This is a genomic window from Chryseobacterium carnipullorum (assembly GCF_003815695.1).
Classification (GTDB): Bacteria; Bacteroidota; Bacteroidia; order Flavobacteriales; family Weeksellaceae; genus Chryseobacterium; species Chryseobacterium carnipullorum.
Window position 1 is genome coordinate 1,403,997 of sequence record NZ_CP033920.1, and the last position, 19,133, is coordinate 1,423,129.

Below are 19,133 nucleotides of genomic sequence, written 5' to 3' on the forward strand. Positions count from 1 at the left end.
ACAATCATATACTATTGTAACAATGGTCAAATCCACGATCTGTCATTGTTACATTGATAAAGTGATACATTGCTACATTAATAAAGAAATTATGAAAACAATACTCATTACCGGAGCCACTTCCGGAATAGGAAAATCTACGGCAGAGCTTCTTGCCAGACAGGGAAACAGAATCATCATCTGTGGAAGGAGAAACGAAGTTTTAGAATCAATAAAAACTGAATTTTCTCAATTTACCGAAATATTTAGTTTAGTATTTGATGTAAGAAATCTTGCAGAAGTTGAAAATGCCATCAATTCACTTCCTGAAGAATGGAAAAATATTGATGTTTTAATCAATAACGCAGGGAATGCACACGGTTTGGAACCTCTTTCTTCCGGAAAGACAGATGATTGGGATTCCATGATCGATGGTAATGTAAAAGGCTTATTATACGTTTCTAAAATGGTCATCCCTTCCATGAAAGAGAGAAACGCAGGTCATATCGTAAACATTAGTTCAGTGGCAGCAAGACAAACGTATGCCAATGGTGTGGTTTACTGTGCAACTAAAAAAGCAGTTGATGTGATTTCTGAAGGAATGCGTCTGGAACTTACCGAATTTGGAATTAAGGTGACCAATATCCAGCCGGGAGCAGTAGAAACAGATTTCTCTCTGGTAAGATTCAAAGGAGACAGTGAAAGGGCAGCTACGGTATATGCCGGATACGAAGCCTTAAAAGCAGAAGATATTGCGGATGCTATTGCCTATTGTGTAAACGCTCCTAAGCATGTCATGGTTTCAGATATGACGATTTATCCAAGCGCACAAAGCGAGCCCAGAACCATCTACCGGAAATAGTCTCAAAATAAAGGCATAAATTTGCATAATATTCAAAAGCAATTTTGCCTTTTTGCAATTTGCCAATTAGCTTAAAAATTAGAGAGATGAAAATTCTATACCTGGAAACCTCTTCCAAAAACTGTTCTGTAGCTATTTCAGACGACGAAAAGCTCCTATGTTTGTGCGAAGAAGTCTCCGAAAACTACAAACAGTCTGAAAGTCTTCACACCTATGTAGAATGGGCACTGGAAGGCGCAGGTCTGACCATGCAGGATATTGAGGCCGTTTCCTTGGGCAAAGGTCCGGGTTCTTATACCGGATTAAGAATAGGGGCAGCCTCCGCAAAAGGTTTCTGCTACGGACTGAAAATTCCGCTTATTGCAGTAAATTCTTTGGAAACGATGATAGAGCCTTTTTTAGGCAAAAACTACGATTATGTGGTGCCATTGATCGACGCAAGGAGAATGGAGGTTTATACGGCTGTTTATGACGGCGAGACGGGTAAGAAGCTTTCACAGACCGAAGCGAAAATTTTAGATGAGACTTCTTTTGAAGAATTTAAAGATAAAAAAGTGATTTTTGTAGGCGATGGTGCCAGGAAAGCTAAAGACATTCTCAATCTGCCCGATGCAGACTTTAAAGATGATGTCTACCCTTCTGCACAGTACCTTATCAAACGGACACTGGAAAAGACAGACCAAAAGGATTTTGAAGATATAGCCTACTTTGAACCCTTTTATCTCAAAGATTTTCACGGAGTAAAGAAAAAGAAAAGCGAAGATTAGATCTTCGCTTTTTTTATTTATTTTGGCATTGATGGTACACCATCAGGAATTTTTTCTTTATCCTTTTTCAGTCTTTGTTTAGGATTTTTTGGCTCAGCAGTTCCCTTACCTTGAAGCGACTGTAAAAGCTGACTGTTGTTTTTATCAATTCCGGCAGGAACCTGAGGGATATTATTATCCTGGTTTTGTACTGGTTGTACAGGTGTTCCCGGTTGCTGCGGAAGAGAATTTCCTTTATTATCAGTGGTCTGGAAAGAAAGCTCACTCTTCAGATAGTTCAGCATTTCTTTGGCTTTAACACCTTCAGGAGTCTTGGCATAATTGAGAGCAATCTGCTCAAGCTGCAGGATCATCACCTCTTTTCCACTGGTTTTACCCGTATTAAAAGCATTCAGCAGATGAAATTTCGGAATCAGGGCATCTTTTGGAAACTTTTTTATCGTTTGATCTATCACATCTCTGCTTTCTGCAAACTTTTCAGATTCATAAAGGGCATAGGCCTTTTTGTATTCATTTTCAACCTCTTCGGAAGATTTTACAAATGAAATATTTTTAGGGTTTCTTGCAAATTCAGCATAGGAAGTGTAAGGATAATCACTTAGAAGAATCTGCTTCGCTCTTTCTGACGCCTGGGGATTCTTCAGATAATTCATAGCAAAGATCTCATAAAGCGCCTGCAACATTACCTTTTCCTCCGGTTTTACGTCTACAAGGTCATATAAGGTCTTGGTGGCTAGCGGAGTATTCGTAAAATAATTCTGATACATTACTCCCAAACCTAAAGAAGCAGTATCCCTGTCTTTTTTCAGCTGACCCAGTTTTTCCTGATCTGTTGGGATCTGTTCGATATAGTAAGTAGGTTCAAAACGTCTTGGATTGGGTGCTGATGTCACTCCCAGAGCCTCATTTTTCATATCTTCAATAGACGCCATCTTCTTGGAATAACGCCAGTTATCCGCTAATGCTCTTTCTCCCCAGATCTGCTTAAACGAGGAAGTTCCTTTGCTTATCGTCCCGGTATTGCTGAAATAAAAACCCTTTGTGGTGACTCCAAAATCTTCAAAAGAATTGGTATTATTCGCAAATATAGAATTCGCATTATAGTCTCCGCCGTCAAATCCTTTGCTCCTTTCCGCACGTATTCTTTCCAGCTCTTCTTTCTCCTCTTTTGCTTTCAGTTTTGCAATATATTTTGTAAAAAAGTCAGTTTTCTGTGGGTCGCTCATCTTCGCCAAAGAAAGAATACTGTCATTCTTTTTGATCAGATAATAGTTTTTGGAGATCTTCTTGATGTATTCAGACTGGTCCTTCAAAAGGATCTTGGAAGGCTCGTAGGTCATCACCGTAAGCGCTGAATCATAGTAAGTTCCGGCACCGATATAGTCGTTTTTTTCAAGATAGCTCTTCCCTATTTCGTAGTAGGTCAGACCTCTTACCTGTGGATCAGATACTTTTTCGAACAAAGATTTTTTAAAGAAATCCTGAGCTTCATCTTTCTTCCCTGCTTTATTGGCCATTAAACCTAAAGCATAGTAAAATTCATTCTTTCTGGAACCGTACGTTCCTTTTTTACTAATGCCTTCAAGGTAATTCTTAGCCCCGTTGTAATCCCCTTTTCCATTGAATGTCTTCGCAATAGCAATCTGGGACTTTACTTCAAATTCGAAATCATTAGCGTACTTATAGGCCTGCGTAAAGCTTTCTCTGGCTTTATCATTGTTGCCCATATTTTCATATACCTGCCCTTTCAGATAAGATATTCTGCTCTTTAATTTTCGGTCAGAATTCAGTTCAAAAGCTCTGTCAAGTTCCGCAGCTGCTTCTTCCTTTTTTCCTGAATCCAAAAGAGCTTCAGAATAATAGATGCTCAGCAGTTTAGCATAACTTTTATTAATATCCTCCCCTTGCAGTTTGGCAAAAGTTTCATTGGCTTTATGATAATCTTTGATCTGTGCATAAGCCACCCCCTGATATATTCTCGCCAACGGAAGTCTTTTATCCTCCTTCATGTGCGTGAAAACATAATTCAGGGCGTCCAGAGCCTGCACCGCCTTATTCTGATAAATTCTGGACTGTACCAGGATCATATAGGCATCGAAGATCTTTTTATTCTTTTCTTCACCGTTTCTGATCACAGAATACTTGGTGATGGCTTTCTGAGCCTTTGCTTCAGCAATTTCCAAAGTGGTTGCCCCTTTATTCTGAAGATCATCAGGCTTACTGGGATCCTCTCCATTGGACCCGGGCATTCCTGGTGGCATTCCCGGAGCTCCTCTTCCTGAAGAAGGTCTGTTCACTTCCGCCATCTTCATAGAGTTTTCGGCAAATGCAGCAGATTGTCCGAGATCACTGCCAAGCGGCTGATCCTCATAGGTAAGAATAGGAATATAAGGAGCATAGAAATTATCCTTATGTCCTTTGTCTCTGCTCGTAAATTCACTGTTCAATGCATCTTTAGCATTAAAAAGGGTATTATAATAGGTGTTAAATCCTTTCATGAATTTTGATCGCTGTTCCGGCTTTTTCGTCTTGGTGACACAGGAAGCAACGAGACACATGATTAAAAGGAATAATATATTTTTTTTCATTATTCAATATAACTCTCTTATCTGCTTTTTATTATAAGCAGTTGATGATTTTGTAAAAATAATAAAATTTTATAATGAATAATATTTATATTTCATTCAAAATTTTGTAAACCAGGTGGGTAGGAAGTCCCATGATCGTATAAAAACTTCCGCTCATCTTTCTGATTTTTGCCATTCCCAGCCACTCCTGGATGCCATAGCTACCCGCTTTGTCGAAAGGTTTGTAATTTTGAATGTAATACGTTATCTCCTCATCTGTAATTTCATCCAACTCTACATCTGCCACATCAGTTTCTGTATAGGTTTTATCAACGGTTTTTATACTGATTCCCGTGTAGACCTGATGCGTTTTTCCGGAAAGCATGCGGAGCATCTGTCTGGCCTCGTTTTCATCTTTAGGTTTTCCAAGGATTTGTCCTTCTGCCGCTACCACGGTATCAGCCGTCAGTAAAACTTCTTCAGCAATGAGTGTTCTGAATGCTTTTGCTTTTAATTCAGACAGATAGGCTGCAGCCTCTTCTATTGTTATCGTTTCAGGAATAATCTCTTCACAATCTATTTTTACAACCTCAAAATCAAAACCTAAGCCGGTAAGCAGCTCTTTTCTTCTGGGTGACTGGGACGCTAAAAGTAATTTCATGCTTTGAATTTATACAGATTGGGTATTATCATCATGCCAGTTTCCCTGAACTTTCATCACCTGCTCTATCACGTCCCGTACTGCACCACTTCCCCCTTTTTTGGTCGAAATGTAATCGGATATCCCTTTTACTTCAGGAACGGCATTTTCGGGGCATGCGGCAATGGCAGAATTTTCCATGATATGGATATCCGGCAGATCATCTCCCATCGTCAGAATCTCTTCATTTTTAAGATTGTACTTCTTCTTGAAGTCTTCAAAATCAGCCATCTTATTGTGTGATTTTGCATAATAATCACTGATTCCAAGATAATTGATTCTGTGTTTTACCATATCATCGTTTCCGCCGGTAATAACCCCAATTAAATACTTGTTTTTTAAGGCTTTTACTACTGCATATCCGTCCAGGACATTCATGACCCTGCACATATTTCCGCCAGGCATCAGATAAACGCTTCCATCGGTAAAAACACCGTCCACATCAAATACAAATGCCTTAATATCTTTTAATTTCTCTTTATAACTCATACATTTTTTGAATAGAATGATTCATTGTCTTGTAAATCTTAAGACTTTCGTCTTTTAATAACTGCTCATGTAATTCTAAAACTCTCACATCATTTCTTACAGCAGGTCCTGTTTGTGCTGATTTGGGTTCAATTTCATGAATCTTTTTCACCGTTTCATCAATGAGCGGCAAAAAATAATCAAACGGAATTTCTTGCGAATCAGAAACTTCTTTGGCTCTTGCGAAAAGGTGATTCACAAAATTACAGGCAAAAACGGCTGTAAGATGAATGTATTTTCTCTTTTCATGGCTGCTCTCCATTACGTTATCAGAAATTTGGGAAGCAAGGTCAAAAAGAAGTTGTTGGTCCTTTTCATTTTCTGTTTCAATAAAAAATGGAATCTTTTTATACTCCAGTTCTTTTGATTTTGAAAAAGTCTGCAAAGGATAAAAACTTGATTTTCTGTAGGGTCCTGATAAGACTTCTTTAGGCAAAGATCCTGAAGTGTGGGCAACAAGACAGTCTTTTTTAGTAATCATTTTAGAAACATTTTCCACCGAATTGTCACTGACGCAGATGATGTAAAGGTCTGCCTCTTCAAGGTGCTCCGTAGAATAAGGAACTTTCAGCTCTTCAGAAATTTTCTCCAGTTCGACAGCGTTCCTCCCAAAAATCTGCATTAATGGAGTGTTCTTCAGACTAAAAGCTTTTGCCATATGGTAGGCCACATTTCCTGAACCTATAATTACAATTTGCATCTAACAAATATAAGATTTTAAAGGAAGATGGAAACAGTAGGGTAGAAGTTTGTCATGAATCTTCCCTTCAGCCGTTGCTTATTGCTTAGCGCGTAACGATCTGATATTATTTTAAATATTTGGACTGAAAATTGAATAAGTAATTTAACTTTCAGCTATTTTTGTCATCCAAAACAGTGAAAGCATCTTATGAAGATTAAGGACGCGGAAATTATTTCGTTGATGCAAAATCCACGGACCCAGGAAAAAGGGGTACGGGCCTTGATGGATGCTTATCAAAGCAGATTGTACTGGCATATCAGAAGGATTATTGTGGATGGAGACCTTGCTCAGGATACCCTGCAGGAGACTTTTATCAAAGCCTATCAGAATTTTCACCAGTTCAAAAATGATAGCCAGCTGTACACCTGGCTTTACAGGATCGCTACCAACGAAGCGCTGCAGCAGGTCAATAAGATGAAGAAAATGCAGAAAACGGATGAAGATCCGGAGTATTATATGCAGAATCTGGTGGCCGACAATACAGAAGGAGATGCAGAAGAAATACAGCTGCTGCTCCAGAACGCCATACAAAGCCTGCCCGAAAAGCAGAAACTGGTATTTATGATGCGGTATTATGATGATTTGCCTTACGAAGAGATATCAAAAATTGTGGATATGTCTGTAGGGACGTTAAAAACAAATTACCATTATGCCAAACAGAAAATAGAAGAGTATATAAAAGAAAATTACGAGAGATAATTTTTTGACCCAACAAAGATGAAAGAGTTCGACATAGAAAAACTAGAACGAAAAAATATTTATAAGGTTCCGGATGATTTATTTGCCAATATCCAGAGCAATGTAATGAACGAAGTGAAAGCGAATAAGAAAGCACCGGTTTTTAAACTCAACTGGATGTATGCTGCTGCGGCATCACTGGCTTTACTGTTCGGAATTACTTATGTTTTTAATTCTGATAACGATTCTGCTAAGGATAGGTTGAATTCAAGAACATATGCGGTTAATGAAAAACGGCCGAAAACAGAAAGCGAGCGTGCTTATGAAACGCTGGAGGCCGATTTAACTTCTGTTGAAAATAACAATCAAAAAGTTAGCAACCAGAGCAGTAAAACAGTTTCCTATGCTTCAAAAACAGAAAATGAGAAGGCAGCTGCGCCCCAACCGGTAAAAGCGGCCACTAAAAAAGAAGAAACTAAAATGAATGAATACCTGGATTCCTTTTCTAATTCTGAAATATCAGAACTGGCAAGCAACTCAACCCAGGACGTTTATTTAGATCTATATAATTAAGAAAGATGAAAAAGATATTATTTACGCTTTTTATTATGTATGGTTTTGGTCTGAATGCACAAAATGCCCAGACTTCAGACTATGACTGGAAAAAGATGGATCCTAAACAAAGAAAGGAGGTAATAAACAATCTTTCTCCGGAAGAAAGAAAAGAGCTTCTCAAGAAATTCAGAAATAATATGGTGCTGGAAAATTTGGAAATAGATGCCAGCGATAAAACAGAATTTACACAGCTGTATAATGAGTATCTTGAGAACCAGAAACAAATAAAAGGCCAGTTTAATCCTAATTTCAATCCTGAAACTTTATCTGATGATGAAGCGAAGGCAAAGCTTCAGCAAAGTTTTGAAGTAGGGCAGAAGCTGCTGGATAACCGAAAAAAATACGCTGATAAAATGCAGCAGGTGATTCCTTGTCAAAAAGTATTGAAACTATTCCAGTCTGAGGGAATGATGAGAGATAAAATGAATGAAAGAAAACCTCACAGCGGACACGATACGACAACAAGGCCCAAACAGAACCCATAATAGTTTATTTTTTTAATGTTGGACGGCTCTTACAATTTTTTTTTGTGAGAGCCGTTTAGTATGTATGAATTGCTATTTTTGCGCAAAAAAATATCTAATGAGAAAACTGATGCAGCTGGCATTTATTTTTGTGGCTATTATCGCTTTTGCACAGACAAAAGAAGTCATAAAATTCAGAGGGAACATTTTGAATTATAGTGAAAACCCTTATGCTTTTTTCAAAGTAATCGATCAGAGAGAGGATAAGCAGATCGGAACACTGCCTTTTGGCGACCAAAAGGAAATGAAGGAAATTGTTTTTCCTTCTACACTGGATGCTGATTTTAGTGCCTGGTATTTAAAAAGCAATCAACCGGGTAAATTAACTGATTTTGTTTTGGTTTTAAAAAAACTGAAACTTTCAACAGGAGAATCTGACGGTAAGAAGACAGAAGGAAAGATGGATTTTTCTGCTCAGACCTTTGCTAAAACCGGAGACAAATATCAATTTTTATATAAAAAGGATACCGTGTTTACCTTTTATGATCAGGAAGTTTCCGAACTGATGGTGAAAAATATTCCGGTGGTTTTCTCTGCTTTCATCAAAAAAGCATATTCATTAAACCCTGCCGGAAATAAAGTGGCGGTAAGCGATCTTGCAGATTACAGTACCCTTGTAAAAACCAATTATGCCGCTTTAAAAGGGGGACCATTAAAAGACGGAATTTATCTGGATTATATTTCTTTCTTTAATCAGACTCCGGAACCGGGAAATTATGTTTTGGAGAGCAACAATAAGGGAGACATCACAAAAGCAGTAAAGGAGGAAAATGGAAAAAAGACTAAGATTTCCGCTTATAAGATGTTTGCATACGTGGATAAAGGGAAGGCCCGTAAAAGCACCTTCTCGGGATTTATGGATCTTGATCAGGATGAAAGCGGATTTTATGTTTTGGGCAACCGTGGTCATCTTTTTCCTGTACAATCCAACAGTGCTTATGGGATGTTTGGTCTCATTGGAGGAGTTGCCGGTGCTATTGAGCAGGGATCAAGACAGAAGAAAATGAAGAGTGGTGACGTGCAGAAAATTTACATTGATCCATTGACCGGAGAATACGACTTTTCTGAAGAGTAAAAAAAATTTAATGTAATTATGATATAAAGAGAGGTAGAATGTCTCTCTTTTTTATCTTTACAACATACAAAAACCTAAATGAAAAAAATATTTTTCTTTCTATTACTTTCCGGCTTATTTTTCGCCCAGAAGACGGAAGTAATTGACCTGTCAAAGTCTATAAAGGACAGCAAAAACACGTACAACAGCTTCAGAGTAATTGATCAGCGGCCCAATAAAGAAATTGGAAGCATATTATTTCATAAAAATCAAGTGAATATTGTTTTTGAAAATAACCCGAGTAAAGACATTTCAGATTGGTTTTATAAATACAATAAGGCTAAAGGAAATGATAAATTGGTGCTTTTACTTGAAAATATAAGTATTTCTGAAGATATAAAAGAAAAATATTCTATCGGAAAGCTTGAGTTGCGGGCGAGTACTTTTAAAAAGAAAAATGACGGTTATCACTTTGTTAACAGAATAGATACCATTGCAACTATTTCATCACGGAATACACCTTATTTAGCACAAAGTTTAGCAAAGAAAATTACACTGTCTTTAGCAGATTTGCTGAAAGATTCTTACAATAAAACTACTTGGGAATTTGGTATTTCAGAAAATGATCTTGCCAGTTATAATTCTATTTTGATGGATAAGCTTGATATTTTAAAGTCGGATACATTAAAAGAGGGGGTTTATAAAGATTCTTACAGTTTCTTTACCCACAATCCAGAACCGGGTTATACGATTGAAACCAACAGCAAAGGTATTGCGACAAAAGCAGTGAAGAGCGATGATAAAAAGCCAATCAGAAATTTTTATGCATTTGTTCATAATGGAGTTCCATTTAAAGTAATTCCGGTGGGTTATGTTGAAATTTTCAGAGATGAAATGAGACTTTTCATTGAAGTTAAAAAAGAAGAGCTTTTTCCTGAACCTAATAATTCTTCGATGGTAGTGTTAGGAGGCGGGATAGGAGGTTTGATAGGAAGTATAGTAGCCAATGTAGCCATTGTAGCGATTGATGCCAGTGCAGCGAAAAAAAGAAATGCAATGGCGGGAACAGAAGTTTCACTTGATCCTTTAACCGGATATTATATATTGCCAGAAAATTTTGGTAAATCTAAATAATACATAGAGAGCATCTTGCTTCTCTTTTTTATTGAAATCAGAATTAAAAGAAAGCATTTGTGACCAAAAATTAAAAATGAATTTCTCCTGCATTTTTTTATCTTTGCAAATTACAAAGTTCTTAAATGAAAAACATACGAAATTTTTGCATAATCGCTCATATTGACCACGGTAAAAGTACTCTGGCAGACCGTCTTTTGGAGTATACCAATACAGTTACTCAAAGAGAACTGCAGTCTCAGACCCTGGATGATATGGATTTGGAGAAAGAACGTGGGATCACCATTAAGTCTCACGCCATCCAGATGGATTATGAATATAAAGGAGAAAAATATATCTTAAATCTTATCGATACACCGGGACACGTAGACTTTTCTTACGAAGTTTCCCGTTCTATCGCAGCCTGTGAAGGAGCACTTCTTATTGTAGACGCTGCACAGAGTATCCAGGCGCAGACCATCAGTAACCTTTATTTAGCATTAGAAAACGATTTGGAAATTATTCCAATTCTGAATAAAATAGATCTTCCGTCTGCCAACCCTGAAGAAGTGACCGACGAAATTATGGGACTTTTGGGTTGCAAGTATGAAGATGTTCTTAGAGTTTCCGGAAAAACAGGAGAGGGAGTGCATGATTTGCTTGAGCAGATCGTGAATAGAATTCCACCTCCGGTTGGAGATCCTGATGCCCCATTACAGGCTTTAATCTTTGACTCTGTTTACAACCCGTTCAGAGGAATTGAAGCCTATTTTAAAGTAGTCAACGGAAGTATTTCTAAAAACGAAAAAATTAAATTTTTCGCAACCGGAAAAGAATACGGTGCTGACGAAGTAGGAACATTAAAATTAAAGCAGGTTCCTAAGAAATCCATTCACTGTGGAGATGTAGGATACATTATTTCAGGAATCAAAGATGCAAGAGAAGTAAAAGTAGGAGATACCATCACCTCTTTTGTGAATCCTGCTTCTGCTGCCATTGATGGTTTTGAAGAAGTAAAGCCAATGGTTTTTGCCGGAATTTATCCTATAGAATCAGAAGACTTTGAAGAATTAAGATTCTCACTTGAAAAATTAAGATTAAATGATGCTTCCCTGGTTTTCGAACCGGAAAGTTCAGCTGCTTTAGGTTTCGGATTCCGTTGCGGATTCTTGGGAATGCTTCACATGGAAATCGTTCAGGAGCGTCTTGACAGAGAATTTAATATGGACGTTATTACTACGGTACCCAACGTTTCGTACCATGGATATTCTAAAAAGGATCCTGAAACAGCAATTCTGATCAACAACCCATCAGAAATGATTGATCCCAATCTTTTAGATAGAGTTGAAGAACCATACATTAAAGCGTCTATTATTACTAAATCTGATTTTGTTGGTGCTGTAATGACCCTTTGTATTGAAAAAAGAGGAGAGATCGTTAACCAGAGTTATTTAACGGCAGACAGAGTAGAATTAACATTCAATATGCCTTTGGCAGAAGTTGTTTTTGACTTCTATGACCGTCTGAAATCTATTTCTAAGGGATATGCATCTTTCGATTATTCTCCAATAGGAATGCGTTCTTCCAAATTGGTTAAAATGGATATTCTGATCAATGGAGATATGGTAGATGCCCTTTCTTCACTGATTCACGACAGTAATGCCTACTATATCGGTAAAAAGATGTGTGAGAAACTTCGTGAGCTGATTCCTAGACAGCAGTTTGATATTGCAGTTCAGGCCGCTTTGGGAGCGAAAGTTATTGCCAGAGAAACCATTAAAGCTTTAAGAAAAGATGTTACCGCAAAATGTTACGGAGGGGATATCTCCAGAAAACGTAAGCTTCTTGAAAAGCAGAAAGAAGGGAAGAAGAAAATGAAACAGATCGGAAGGGTAGAAGTCCCTCAGTCTGCATTCATGGCTGTATTAAAGCTAAACGATTAATATAAAAAGACCGGTAATTTTTTACCGGTCTTTTATTTTTTAGAAAGTTCGCTGCTTCTCCGTCAGATTAGCTTGTATTACCAAAGCACCGAGTCCCAGAATGACTTCAGCGATGCCTAATGTTCTTATCAGATTGATCCCGCATACGAGACATTCAGGTTCCGGGAAAGGCTTTTTCCCTACGACAATGATCAATATTCCTCCTATGATAATAATGACCACGATAAAGGCTCTTAATAATGTTTTCATGATGGTATAAATTTTTATTTTCTATACCAAAGTTGAGCATATCTCTCATGATATTCTTAAGGAAAATCACTGTTTCGTACCGGAGGTTTCTCCCGTTTTTATTTCTTTCTGGTGAATTTTATTTCCATGGACTTATATTCCTTTCCCGTTTTGGAATCAGGACCGTACATTTCCATCGTGTGATTATTGTCATCGGTAAATACATACACTTCTCTGAAATTACATTCTTTACCAGGTCTTGCAGGATCAGCCATTGTACCTTTGAACTCAAGGGATTTTTTTGCTGCGTTCCATTCACCCTCTGCATGCATAATGCCTGTTCCCATATTGTCTATCCAGGTGCTAACAAATTTTTTTCTGGCATTGTCGTAGCCCATCAGACTCATGCCTTCAAAAGGCATTCCCATAAAATTTCCTTTATAATTGCTTTGTTGATAGCGTCCTCCGAAGATCATCTTATTCGTACATTCAGAAGGATTGGTAACCGGTTTTCCTCCGGCTTCCATCCACATCGTTGATGTACCCGCCCAGTTTCCGTCATACTTTGCCAGCATTTTGTGCAGATCTCCGGGGGTGGCGTATTCCATCCAGGCTTTCGTGGCAACGGCAGAATCTACAGGTTTCCAATCTGCAGAATCAGTTTTGGATAAACTTTTTTCTGTGGCAGACTTTCCTTTCTCACAAGCCGAGAAAACAAAAGCAATTGAGAATAATAACAATAGATTTTTCATAATTAGTTAATTTTAAGTGGGTTGATGTGAAATAAAGTTAGTTAATTTTATTATTCGGTTAATTGTTTTTTTGATGTCATTTATAAAACGTATTTTTGTGTATTCATAACGCAAATTAATTATGCAGGCTATAAAAGTTGCAGTAGACGCAGTCATTTTCGGATATTTTGATAAGCAGGACCTTCAGCTCCTTTTAATCAAAAGAAAGATCGAACCATTTAAAGGCGGCTGGGCGCTTCCCGGAGGTCTTGTTCTGGATGATGAAAACCTGGATGATGCCGTTAAAAGAGAACTTCATGAAGAAGCAGGCATAAAACCTGATTTTTTAGAGCAACTTTACACTTTTGGTAACGTAGGCCGGGATCCAAGGAACAGAGTAGTTTCTGTAGCTTATCTGGGTCTTGTGAACCCGTCTTATCATGAACTCTTTGCAGACTCAGATGCGGAAGATGCACAATGGTTCAGCGTGAATAAACTTCCAGCCCTCGCTTTTGATCATAAAAGTATCATTGACATTGCGTTAAAAAGACTTCGTACCAAAATACAGTACCAGCCGATCGGCTTTAATCTTCTCAATGAAGAATTCCCTTTTTCAGACCTGGAAAACCTTTACAGGACTATTGTCGGGCGCGAGATAGACCGCAGAAATTTCCGTAAAAAGATCATGAGCTACGAACTGCTTACTGAAACCAACAATGTAAAAAAAGAAGGGAGCGGAAGACCTGGAAAACTTTTTACATTCAACCAGGAGAAGTATGAAGAACTTGAAAAAGAAGGATTCTATTTCGAGATCAAATAACTTCCCATTCCATGACATATTCTGTATAAATTTACATCAAAAATCTCTTGTTTTCCTGTTTAAATCAATTGAACTAAAATTTTAGTTCAATGTATATTTGTGCTATTTGTGAAAATATTAGTATCATTTGTGTTTCAAATTGGATTTGAAATATTTATTTTTTTTATTTGATAATCAGTAGTTTAGTTATTTAGTGTTAAAATAACGCAAATATATTTTGGCGGTATAATGAGATTGTTTTACATTTGTGTAAAAATAACACAATAATGAAATACACCCTACAACATATTATTGAAAGATTTCAGGAAAAAGAAAAACTGGATTTTCTATTTTTCTGGGGACATACCGTGAAAGATCAGATCACCAAATCATGTTTCAGCCAATGGTTTCCCATTCAATTTGAAGAAAATGGAATCCTCTATAAAACCGCTGAACATTATATGATGGCGGGAAAAGCAAAATTGTTTAACGATCAGGAAATTTTAGAAAAGATTGTAAAGGCTGAAACACCGGATCAGGCTAAAAGTCTTGGAAGAAAAGTCAAAAATTTTGATCCGAAACTCTGGGACGAGCATAAATATGAAATAGTAAAAAATGCCAATCTTCTGAAGTTCTCCCAAAACTCAAAATTTAAAGATTTTCTCTTGTCTACAGATAATAAGATCCTGGTTGAAGCAAGCCCTTATGACAGGATCTGGGGAATCGGAATGCTGGAAACGGATTCCAGAGCGAAGAATCCAGCTAATTGGGATGGAGAAAATCTGCTTGGTTTTGCTTTGATGGAAGTAAGGGACCAAATAAGAACGTAAAAACACAATCACTAAACACAAAATAAAAATTATGGAAAAAACAGAACTGCACCCACAGATATTTCTCATTGAAGATTTTTTGACTGCTGAGGCCTGTGATAAATATATTGCAATGGCTGAAGGAAAAGTATTTGAAGAAGCTCAGATCAATGTACATGGACGCCAAATGATGAGTAAAGGCATCAGGAATAACGACAGACTAATGATTTTTGATCATGATTTAGCAGAAGATCTTTTCAGAATAGCGGAACAATTTCTCCCTCAGGAACACGAAAATTATAAGCTTCAGAATTTCAATGAAATGTTCAGAATTTATAAATATACGCCCGGACAGAGGTTCAAAATACACAGAGACGGAAGCTATATCCGCAACGAACATGAAAAAAGTTTCTACACTTTCATGGTTTATCTGAATGATGACTTCGAAGGAGGAGAAACAGAATTTGAAAACTTGTTTACAGTCGCTCCGAAAAAAGGATCTGCAATGGTTTTCTATCATCCGCTAAGACATGAAGGGAAAATCCTGATCAGCGGTAAAAAGTATGTTTTGAGAACCGATGTCATTTATTACAACAAATAAAATTCTGTAAAAGAAGAAGCATTGTTATGCCCTTTTTATTTAGCGTAAAAACAACACAAAAAAAGATAAAAATGGAAGACGACTTAAAACCAAGATTCATCCAGTCATTACAGAGAAACAATGACCAGATCAGAGAAGACCGTGCACGAACCATCGGAGCAGATTCCGAATTGATTTACAGGCGCAGGGTGGAAGACATTGACCTTAAGATCAAGAGACTGGAAAGAGAACAGGAAGGCCTCATTGACATCAGCCCTTTAGACAGGAACAGCCTCACATTTGCAGACTTTCAGCCCGAGGCATTTGTTCAGAAAGATATAGAATATTCATTAACCCTCAGAAATTTAAATATTCAGTTAGAAGTCGCAGTGAAGAGATTTGAATATTTATTCGGTAAAGCATTTTAAATTATGGGAAGTACAAGATACGATATGGACGCTCGTTTCGACCGAGCAAGAAAAGAAGGGTACGGATCTAAATCCGCAGGTGAAATTTTCACTCAGAATGCCAAAAGAATGGCTCATGAATCTATGAACCCAAAAGGTATTTCTTTCAGAGAGTCGAGAGATTCATCCGTACACCCGAACTCTGTTCCCATCATTTTGGGATTGGATGTAACGGGAAGTATGGGACATATTCCCCACGAACTTATTAAAGAAGGATTGCCTAAATTAATGGGTGGAATTATTCAGGGCGGTGTTCCGGATCCCGCACTTTTATTCTTAGGAATCGGAGATCATGAATGTGATGCTTATTCTCTTCAGGTCGGGCAGTTTGAGTCAGGAGATGAAGAACTGGATATGTGGCTGACCCGTACTTATATTGAATCCGGCGGTGGCGGAAATGCCGGAGAAAGTTATCTTCTCGCATGGTATTTTGCCGCTTTTCATACCAGAACGGATGCTTTTGAGAAGAGAAATCAAAAAGGACTTTTGTTTACCGTAGGCGATGAACCTTGTCTGAAAACACTTCCGGCATCAGCGATCAGAGAAATAATGGGAGCCGGCCAGCATACTTATACGCACTTTGAACTCTTGGAAGAAGCCCGAAAAAGGTATGAAGTGTATCACATCAATGTTGTCCATTCTGATCAGGCCATGAGAGCAGATAGCGGCTGGAAAGAATTGTTAGGCCAGAACTGTCTGTCAATAGCTGATCACAGAGAAATTCCCAATGTAATTAAAGGAATTATCTGCGATATCTTTAAAAATAAAACGTTCATAGCAGGAGAGAGAAACGGATTTGACAATATTCAAATGTTTTAAGTCATGAAAAAGGCACAAATAGTAATAGGCTTGGGTTTTGGGGATGAAGGAAAAGGAATCACAACAGATTTCCTGGCGCAGCAAAACCCTGAATCTGTTGTCATCAGATTTTCCGGAGGTCAGCAGGCGGCACATACCGTAATGATTGATGGTAAAAAGCACATTCATTCCAGTTTTGCAAGCGGGGCACTTCGGGGACTACCGTCCTATTTTTCGGAACATTGCACGATTCATCCTGTTTTTTTACTGAATGAAAGAAAGGAATTAATGGAGAAAAATGGAAACACTGAACTGCATATTCATCCATTGGCCAAAGTGACCACTCCATTTGATGTCTGGCAGAACAGAACCAATGCAAAGAATCTGGAGCATGGAACCTGTGGAAAAGGAATTGGAGCGACCATGAAAAGGCACGAAAGCCCATACAAACTATTTGCTGCCGATTTGATAGCCCCAAGAGCGATGCTGATCGAAAAATTAAAAGGAATTGCCTATTACTATGGCTTTATAGACGAAGCTCAGGTAAATGAAGCACTGAATGATTTCTTGAATGCGGTAGACGGGATCGATTGGAAAATAGATGATTATACCTATCTGAATTCATTTGAGAATCTCATATTTGAAGGGAGTCAGGGAATTTTGCTGGATATGGATCACGGGGTATTTCCCAATGTAACCTATGCCCATACCACTTCAAAAAATGCTTATGAGATCTGTCAACTTTTGAAAATCGAGGATATCGAAATATATTATGTGACCAGAATATATTCTACACGTCATGGAAGCGGATGGATGAGCAATGAAAAGGAATTAGTGCTGAAAAATAATAAAGAGGAAACCTGTATTTTTAATGAGTATCAGAAAGAGTTTCGATTTGGAGAACTGGACTATGACTTACTCAACTATGCCCTCCTTTTGGATGGCGCTTATGGAACAGTAACCCAAAAGAATCTTGTCGTTACGTGTCTGGATCAGACCGATGAGCAATTTAAAAAAGAGAATATAAAAACAGAATTTGACCAGATCTATGGATCTTATTCTCCGTATTCAGAAGACTTTAAACCAATTTTTTAAACCAAATAATGGTTTTATATTTAATGGCAGAACGGAGCCGAATAGCAGTAGAATGATGAAAGAATTTGAAATAAGAGCAGATTACAATAGAGATACGATCGTGATATACCAGTCATACAATGAGCAGATTGCAAAATCTGCCGTGATGAATCAGAAGTTTTCTGCTCCTTTTTCATTCAAAAGGATGACGTGGATCAAACCTTCTTTTCTCTGGATGATGGAAAGAAGTAATTACGGACAAAAATCCGGACAGGAATGTACGCTGGCCATCCATATTAAACGAGAAGCATGGGAAAAAGTACTAGGCAAAGCCATTTTAACTTCTCCTGAAAAAAGGGTGTATCCCGATCCCGGAATCTGGGAAAAAGACTTTGAGAATGCTGAGGTTTATGTACAGTGGGATCCGGAAAGGAATATTAAAGGGAATAAACTGGAGTACCGTTCCATTCAGGTAGGCATTAGCCGGTATCTGATTGAAGAATTTAATAATGAATGGATCGTTAAAATTGAAGATTATACACCTTTGGTCAAAAAGATCTTACATTTTACCAAATCGGGAGCATATGATAAAGCAAAAAAACTGTTACCAATTGAAAAATTGTATCCATTGTCCACTGAACTGGCTCATAAAATAGGAGCAATTATTTAAAAACAAAAAACTATGAAAACAATACCTCTTTACAGACCGGTTGGAGAAAAAGAAATGATCCTGATTGCAGAGAATAGATATAAAAAATTTCCACCAAGACTGGAATGGCAGCCTATATTTTATCCGGTACTGGATGAAAGCTATGCCTCAGAGATTGCTGAGAAATGGAATACAAGGGATGAAGCCGGAAATTATCTTGGTTTTGTCACCCGGTTCAAAGTACAGGAAGAAGTGGTTAATCAATATGAGACCCAGAATGTGGGTGCAAAAAATCATAATGAATTTTGGGTTCCTTCTGAAGAACTGGAGGTATTTAATAAGGCAATAGTGGGGAATATTGAGGTGATAAAAGTTTTTGTTGGAAACGATTTTAAAGAATCAACAGATGCTGAAATTAATAACCTTATTGTCAAACTACAAAAAGGATGAAAAAAATAAACTATTTAAAAGGAGATGCCACCAATCCTCAGACAGAAGGAAATAAGATCATCACCCATATCTGTAACGATATTGGAGGTTGGGGAAAAGGATTTGTGATGGCGATTTCTAAAAGATGGAAGCAGCCTGAGGCAGAATACAGAGAATGGTTTAAAAGTGGAGAAAGTTTCAGTCTCGGAGAGATTCAGATCATAAAGGTTGAAGAAGAGACTTGGGTTTGCAATATGATCGGTCAGCATAGGACAATAACAAGTTCAAAAGGAATTTCGCCAATAAGATATGAGGCTGTAGAAAAGTGTCTTGAAAAATTAGCTTTTGATGCTTTAAAACTCAATGCTGAGGTACACATGCCAAGAATAGGCTGCGGTTTGGCAGGAGGAAAATGGGAAGAGATTGAACCGATCATTGTAAAAACATTGCTCAGACATGATGTCTCAGTATATGTTTATGACTTTGAATAAAAAAAA

Annotated in this window: 23 protein-coding genes; 17 read left to right on the plus strand and 6 right to left on the minus strand. The window is 37.7% G+C overall.

Going from position 1 to position 19,133, the window contains the following annotated elements:
- Positions 1-22 precede the first annotated feature (22 nt).
- Complete coding sequence (locus EG346_RS06475; protein WP_455580234.1) at positions 23-841, plus strand: SDR family NAD(P)-dependent oxidoreductase; 819 nt, start codon at positions 23-25, stop codon at positions 839-841.
- A gap of 86 nt (positions 842-927) precedes the next feature.
- Positions 928-1,608: a tRNA (adenosine(37)-N6)-threonylcarbamoyltransferase complex dimerization subunit type 1 TsaB gene (gene tsaB, locus EG346_RS06480; RefSeq protein ID WP_123877542.1), complete on the plus strand. Its 681-nt coding sequence runs from the start codon at positions 928-930 to the stop codon at positions 1,606-1,608.
- A gap of 17 nt (positions 1,609-1,625) precedes the next feature.
- Here the strand turns inward: tsaB and porW are convergent, their stop codons facing one another.
- The 4 genes from porW to EG346_RS06500 form a co-directional block, all read right to left on the minus strand.
- Complete coding sequence (gene porW / locus EG346_RS06485) at positions 1,626-4,196, minus strand: type IX secretion system periplasmic lipoprotein PorW/SprE (protein ID WP_123877545.1); 2,571 nt, start codon at positions 4,194-4,196, stop codon at positions 1,626-1,628.
- A gap of 85 nt (positions 4,197-4,281) precedes the next feature.
- Positions 4,282-4,836 (minus strand): Maf family protein, encoded by a 555-nt coding sequence (locus EG346_RS06490; protein WP_123877548.1) that lies wholly within the window; start codon positions 4,834-4,836, stop codon positions 4,282-4,284.
- A gap of 9 nt (positions 4,837-4,845) precedes the next feature.
- Positions 4,846-5,364, minus strand: a complete 519-nt coding sequence (locus EG346_RS06495; protein ID WP_123877551.1) for a KdsC family phosphatase — start codon at positions 5,362-5,364, stop codon at positions 4,846-4,848.
- Positions 5,354-6,103, minus strand: a complete 750-nt coding sequence (locus EG346_RS06500; RefSeq protein ID WP_123877554.1) for a Rossmann-like and DUF2520 domain-containing protein — start codon at positions 6,101-6,103, stop codon at positions 5,354-5,356. Before EG346_RS06500 ends, EG346_RS06495 begins: the two co-directional genes overlap by 11 nt.
- A gap of 189 nt (positions 6,104-6,292) precedes the next feature.
- Between EG346_RS06500 and EG346_RS06505 the strand changes: the two genes are divergently transcribed.
- The 6 genes from EG346_RS06505 to lepA all read left to right on the plus strand — a co-directional run bounded on the left by EG346_RS06505 (position 6,293) and on the right by lepA (position 12,072).
- Entirely contained in the window at positions 6,293-6,844 is a 552-nt protein-coding gene (locus EG346_RS06505) for an RNA polymerase sigma factor (RefSeq protein WP_076507792.1), read from the plus strand.
- A gap of 18 nt (positions 6,845-6,862) precedes the next feature.
- The gene (locus EG346_RS06510) at positions 6,863-7,396 is read left to right on the plus strand and encodes a hypothetical protein (protein WP_123877556.1); all 534 of its coding nucleotides are present in this window, start codon (positions 6,863-6,865) and stop codon (positions 7,394-7,396) included.
- 5 nt (positions 7,397-7,401) lie between these two features.
- A complete protein-coding gene (locus EG346_RS06515; RefSeq protein WP_073328502.1) occupies positions 7,402-7,923 on the plus strand; it encodes a hypothetical protein in 522 nt (173 codons plus the stop codon).
- A gap of 97 nt (positions 7,924-8,020) precedes the next feature.
- Complete coding sequence (locus EG346_RS06520) at positions 8,021-9,037, plus strand: hypothetical protein (RefSeq protein ID WP_123877559.1); 1,017 nt, start codon at positions 8,021-8,023, stop codon at positions 9,035-9,037.
- Positions 9,038-9,115: 78 nt separating this feature from the next.
- Positions 9,116-10,150: a hypothetical protein gene (locus tag EG346_RS06525; RefSeq protein WP_123877562.1), complete on the plus strand. Its 1,035-nt coding sequence runs from the start codon at positions 9,116-9,118 to the stop codon at positions 10,148-10,150.
- A gap of 125 nt (positions 10,151-10,275) precedes the next feature.
- Positions 10,276-12,072 carry a translation elongation factor 4 gene (lepA, locus tag EG346_RS06530; protein WP_073328509.1) on the plus strand — a complete coding sequence of 599 codons (1,797 nt, stop codon included), beginning with the start codon at positions 10,276-10,278 and terminating at the stop codon, positions 12,070-12,072.
- 39 nt (positions 12,073-12,111) lie between these two features.
- Here lepA and EG346_RS06535 read toward each other — a convergent pair whose 3' ends face one another.
- Together EG346_RS06535 and EG346_RS06540 are read right to left on the minus strand one after the other, a co-directional pair.
- Positions 12,112-12,321 carry a hypothetical protein gene (locus tag EG346_RS06535; protein WP_123877565.1) on the minus strand — a complete coding sequence of 70 codons (210 nt, stop codon included), beginning with the start codon at positions 12,319-12,321 and terminating at the stop codon, positions 12,112-12,114.
- Positions 12,322-12,419: 98 nt separating this feature from the next.
- On the minus strand, positions 12,420-13,052 hold the full coding sequence (locus EG346_RS06540; RefSeq protein ID WP_123877568.1) for a DUF1579 domain-containing protein: 633 nt from the start codon (positions 13,050-13,052) through the stop codon (positions 12,420-12,422).
- A gap of 121 nt (positions 13,053-13,173) precedes the next feature.
- Between EG346_RS06540 and EG346_RS06545 the strand changes: the two genes are divergently transcribed.
- The 9 genes from EG346_RS06545 to EG346_RS06585 all read left to right on the plus strand — a co-directional run bounded on the left by EG346_RS06545 (position 13,174) and on the right by EG346_RS06585 (position 19,127).
- A complete protein-coding gene (locus EG346_RS06545) occupies positions 13,174-13,851 on the plus strand; it encodes an NUDIX hydrolase (RefSeq protein ID WP_123877570.1) in 678 nt (225 codons plus the stop codon).
- Positions 13,852-14,117: 266 nt separating this feature from the next.
- Positions 14,118-14,660: a riboflavin biosynthesis intermediates N-glycosidase gene (locus tag EG346_RS06550; protein WP_123877572.1), complete on the plus strand. Its 543-nt coding sequence runs from the start codon at positions 14,118-14,120 to the stop codon at positions 14,658-14,660.
- Positions 14,661-14,691: 31 nt separating this feature from the next.
- Positions 14,692-15,240, plus strand: a complete 549-nt coding sequence (locus tag EG346_RS06555) for a prolyl hydroxylase family protein (protein WP_123877574.1) — start codon at positions 14,692-14,694, stop codon at positions 15,238-15,240.
- A gap of 71 nt (positions 15,241-15,311) precedes the next feature.
- Positions 15,312-15,647, plus strand: coding sequence for a hypothetical protein (locus EG346_RS06560; RefSeq protein ID WP_123877575.1), 336 nt, complete (start codon positions 15,312-15,314; stop codon positions 15,645-15,647).
- Between the two features lie 3 nt (positions 15,648-15,650).
- Positions 15,651-16,505, plus strand: coding sequence for a hypothetical protein (locus EG346_RS06565; protein ID WP_123877577.1), 855 nt, complete (start codon positions 15,651-15,653; stop codon positions 16,503-16,505).
- Between the two features lie 3 nt (positions 16,506-16,508).
- Positions 16,509-17,579 (plus strand): adenylosuccinate synthetase, encoded by a 1,071-nt coding sequence (locus EG346_RS06570; RefSeq protein WP_123877580.1) that lies wholly within the window; start codon positions 16,509-16,511, stop codon positions 17,577-17,579.
- A 52-nt stretch (positions 17,580-17,631) separates the two neighbouring features.
- On the plus strand, positions 17,632-18,228 hold the full coding sequence (locus tag EG346_RS06575) for a DUF4291 domain-containing protein (protein WP_073329101.1): 597 nt from the start codon (positions 17,632-17,634) through the stop codon (positions 18,226-18,228).
- Between the two features lie 12 nt (positions 18,229-18,240).
- Positions 18,241-18,657 carry an ADP-ribosylation/crystallin J1 gene (locus EG346_RS06580; RefSeq protein ID WP_123877582.1) on the plus strand — a complete coding sequence of 139 codons (417 nt, stop codon included), beginning with the start codon at positions 18,241-18,243 and terminating at the stop codon, positions 18,655-18,657.
- On the plus strand, positions 18,654-19,127 hold the full coding sequence (locus EG346_RS06585; RefSeq protein ID WP_123877584.1) for a macro domain-containing protein: 474 nt from the start codon (positions 18,654-18,656) through the stop codon (positions 19,125-19,127). Before EG346_RS06580 ends, EG346_RS06585 begins: the two co-directional genes overlap by 4 nt.
- Positions 19,128-19,133: the final 6 nt, after the last annotated feature.

What these genes read in the sequence shown, in the direction of transcription:
- EG346_RS06585 (WP_123877584.1), top strand. Translation starts at nt 18,654, where the DNA reads ATGAAAAAAATAAACTATTTAAAAGGAGATGCCACCAATCCTCAGACA.
- EG346_RS06525 (WP_123877562.1), top strand. Translation starts at nt 9,116, where the DNA reads ATGAAAAAAATATTTTTCTTTCTATTACTTTCCGGCTTATTTTTCGCC.
- EG346_RS06505 (WP_076507792.1), top strand. Translation starts at nt 6,293, where the DNA reads ATGAAGATTAAGGACGCGGAAATTATTTCGTTGATGCAAAATCCACGG.
- EG346_RS06515 (WP_073328502.1), top strand. Translation starts at nt 7,402, where the DNA reads ATGAAAAAGATATTATTTACGCTTTTTATTATGTATGGTTTTGGTCTG.
- EG346_RS06560 (WP_123877575.1), top strand. Translation starts at nt 15,312, where the DNA reads ATGGAAGACGACTTAAAACCAAGATTCATCCAGTCATTACAGAGAAAC.
- EG346_RS06580 (WP_123877582.1), top strand. Translation starts at nt 18,241, where the DNA reads ATGAAAACAATACCTCTTTACAGACCGGTTGGAGAAAAAGAAATGATC.
- EG346_RS06535 (WP_123877565.1), bottom strand. Translation starts at nt 12,321, where the DNA reads ATGAAAACATTATTAAGAGCCTTTATCGTGGTCATTATTATCATAGGA.
- EG346_RS06565 (WP_123877577.1), top strand. Translation starts at nt 15,651, where the DNA reads ATGGGAAGTACAAGATACGATATGGACGCTCGTTTCGACCGAGCAAGA.
- EG346_RS06545 (WP_123877570.1), top strand. Translation starts at nt 13,174, where the DNA reads ATGCAGGCTATAAAAGTTGCAGTAGACGCAGTCATTTTCGGATATTTT.
- EG346_RS06520 (WP_123877559.1), top strand. Translation starts at nt 8,021, where the DNA reads ATGAGAAAACTGATGCAGCTGGCATTTATTTTTGTGGCTATTATCGCT.
- EG346_RS06490 (WP_123877548.1), bottom strand. Translation starts at nt 4,836, where the DNA reads ATGAAATTACTTTTAGCGTCCCAGTCACCCAGAAGAAAAGAGCTGCTT.
- EG346_RS06495 (WP_123877551.1), bottom strand. Translation starts at nt 5,364, where the DNA reads ATGAGTTATAAAGAGAAATTAAAAGATATTAAGGCATTTGTATTTGAT.
- EG346_RS06555 (WP_123877574.1), top strand. Translation starts at nt 14,692, where the DNA reads ATGGAAAAAACAGAACTGCACCCACAGATATTTCTCATTGAAGATTTT.
- EG346_RS06475 (WP_455580234.1), top strand. Translation starts at nt 23, where the DNA reads ATGGTCAAATCCACGATCTGTCATTGTTACATTGATAAAGTGATACAT.
- EG346_RS06500 (WP_123877554.1), bottom strand. Translation starts at nt 6,103, where the DNA reads ATGCAAATTGTAATTATAGGTTCAGGAAATGTGGCCTACCATATGGCA.
- lepA (WP_073328509.1), top strand. Translation starts at nt 10,276, where the DNA reads ATGAAAAACATACGAAATTTTTGCATAATCGCTCATATTGACCACGGT.
- EG346_RS06540 (WP_123877568.1), bottom strand. Translation starts at nt 13,052, where the DNA reads ATGAAAAATCTATTGTTATTATTCTCAATTGCTTTTGTTTTCTCGGCT.
- EG346_RS06550 (WP_123877572.1), top strand. Translation starts at nt 14,118, where the DNA reads ATGAAATACACCCTACAACATATTATTGAAAGATTTCAGGAAAAAGAA.
- porW (WP_123877545.1), bottom strand. Translation starts at nt 4,196, where the DNA reads ATGAAAAAAAATATATTATTCCTTTTAATCATGTGTCTCGTTGCTTCC.
- EG346_RS06510 (WP_123877556.1), top strand. Translation starts at nt 6,863, where the DNA reads ATGAAAGAGTTCGACATAGAAAAACTAGAACGAAAAAATATTTATAAG.
- EG346_RS06575 (WP_073329101.1), top strand. Translation starts at nt 17,632, where the DNA reads ATGATGAAAGAATTTGAAATAAGAGCAGATTACAATAGAGATACGATC.
- tsaB (WP_123877542.1), top strand. Translation starts at nt 928, where the DNA reads ATGAAAATTCTATACCTGGAAACCTCTTCCAAAAACTGTTCTGTAGCT.
- EG346_RS06570 (WP_123877580.1), top strand. Translation starts at nt 16,509, where the DNA reads ATGAAAAAGGCACAAATAGTAATAGGCTTGGGTTTTGGGGATGAAGGA.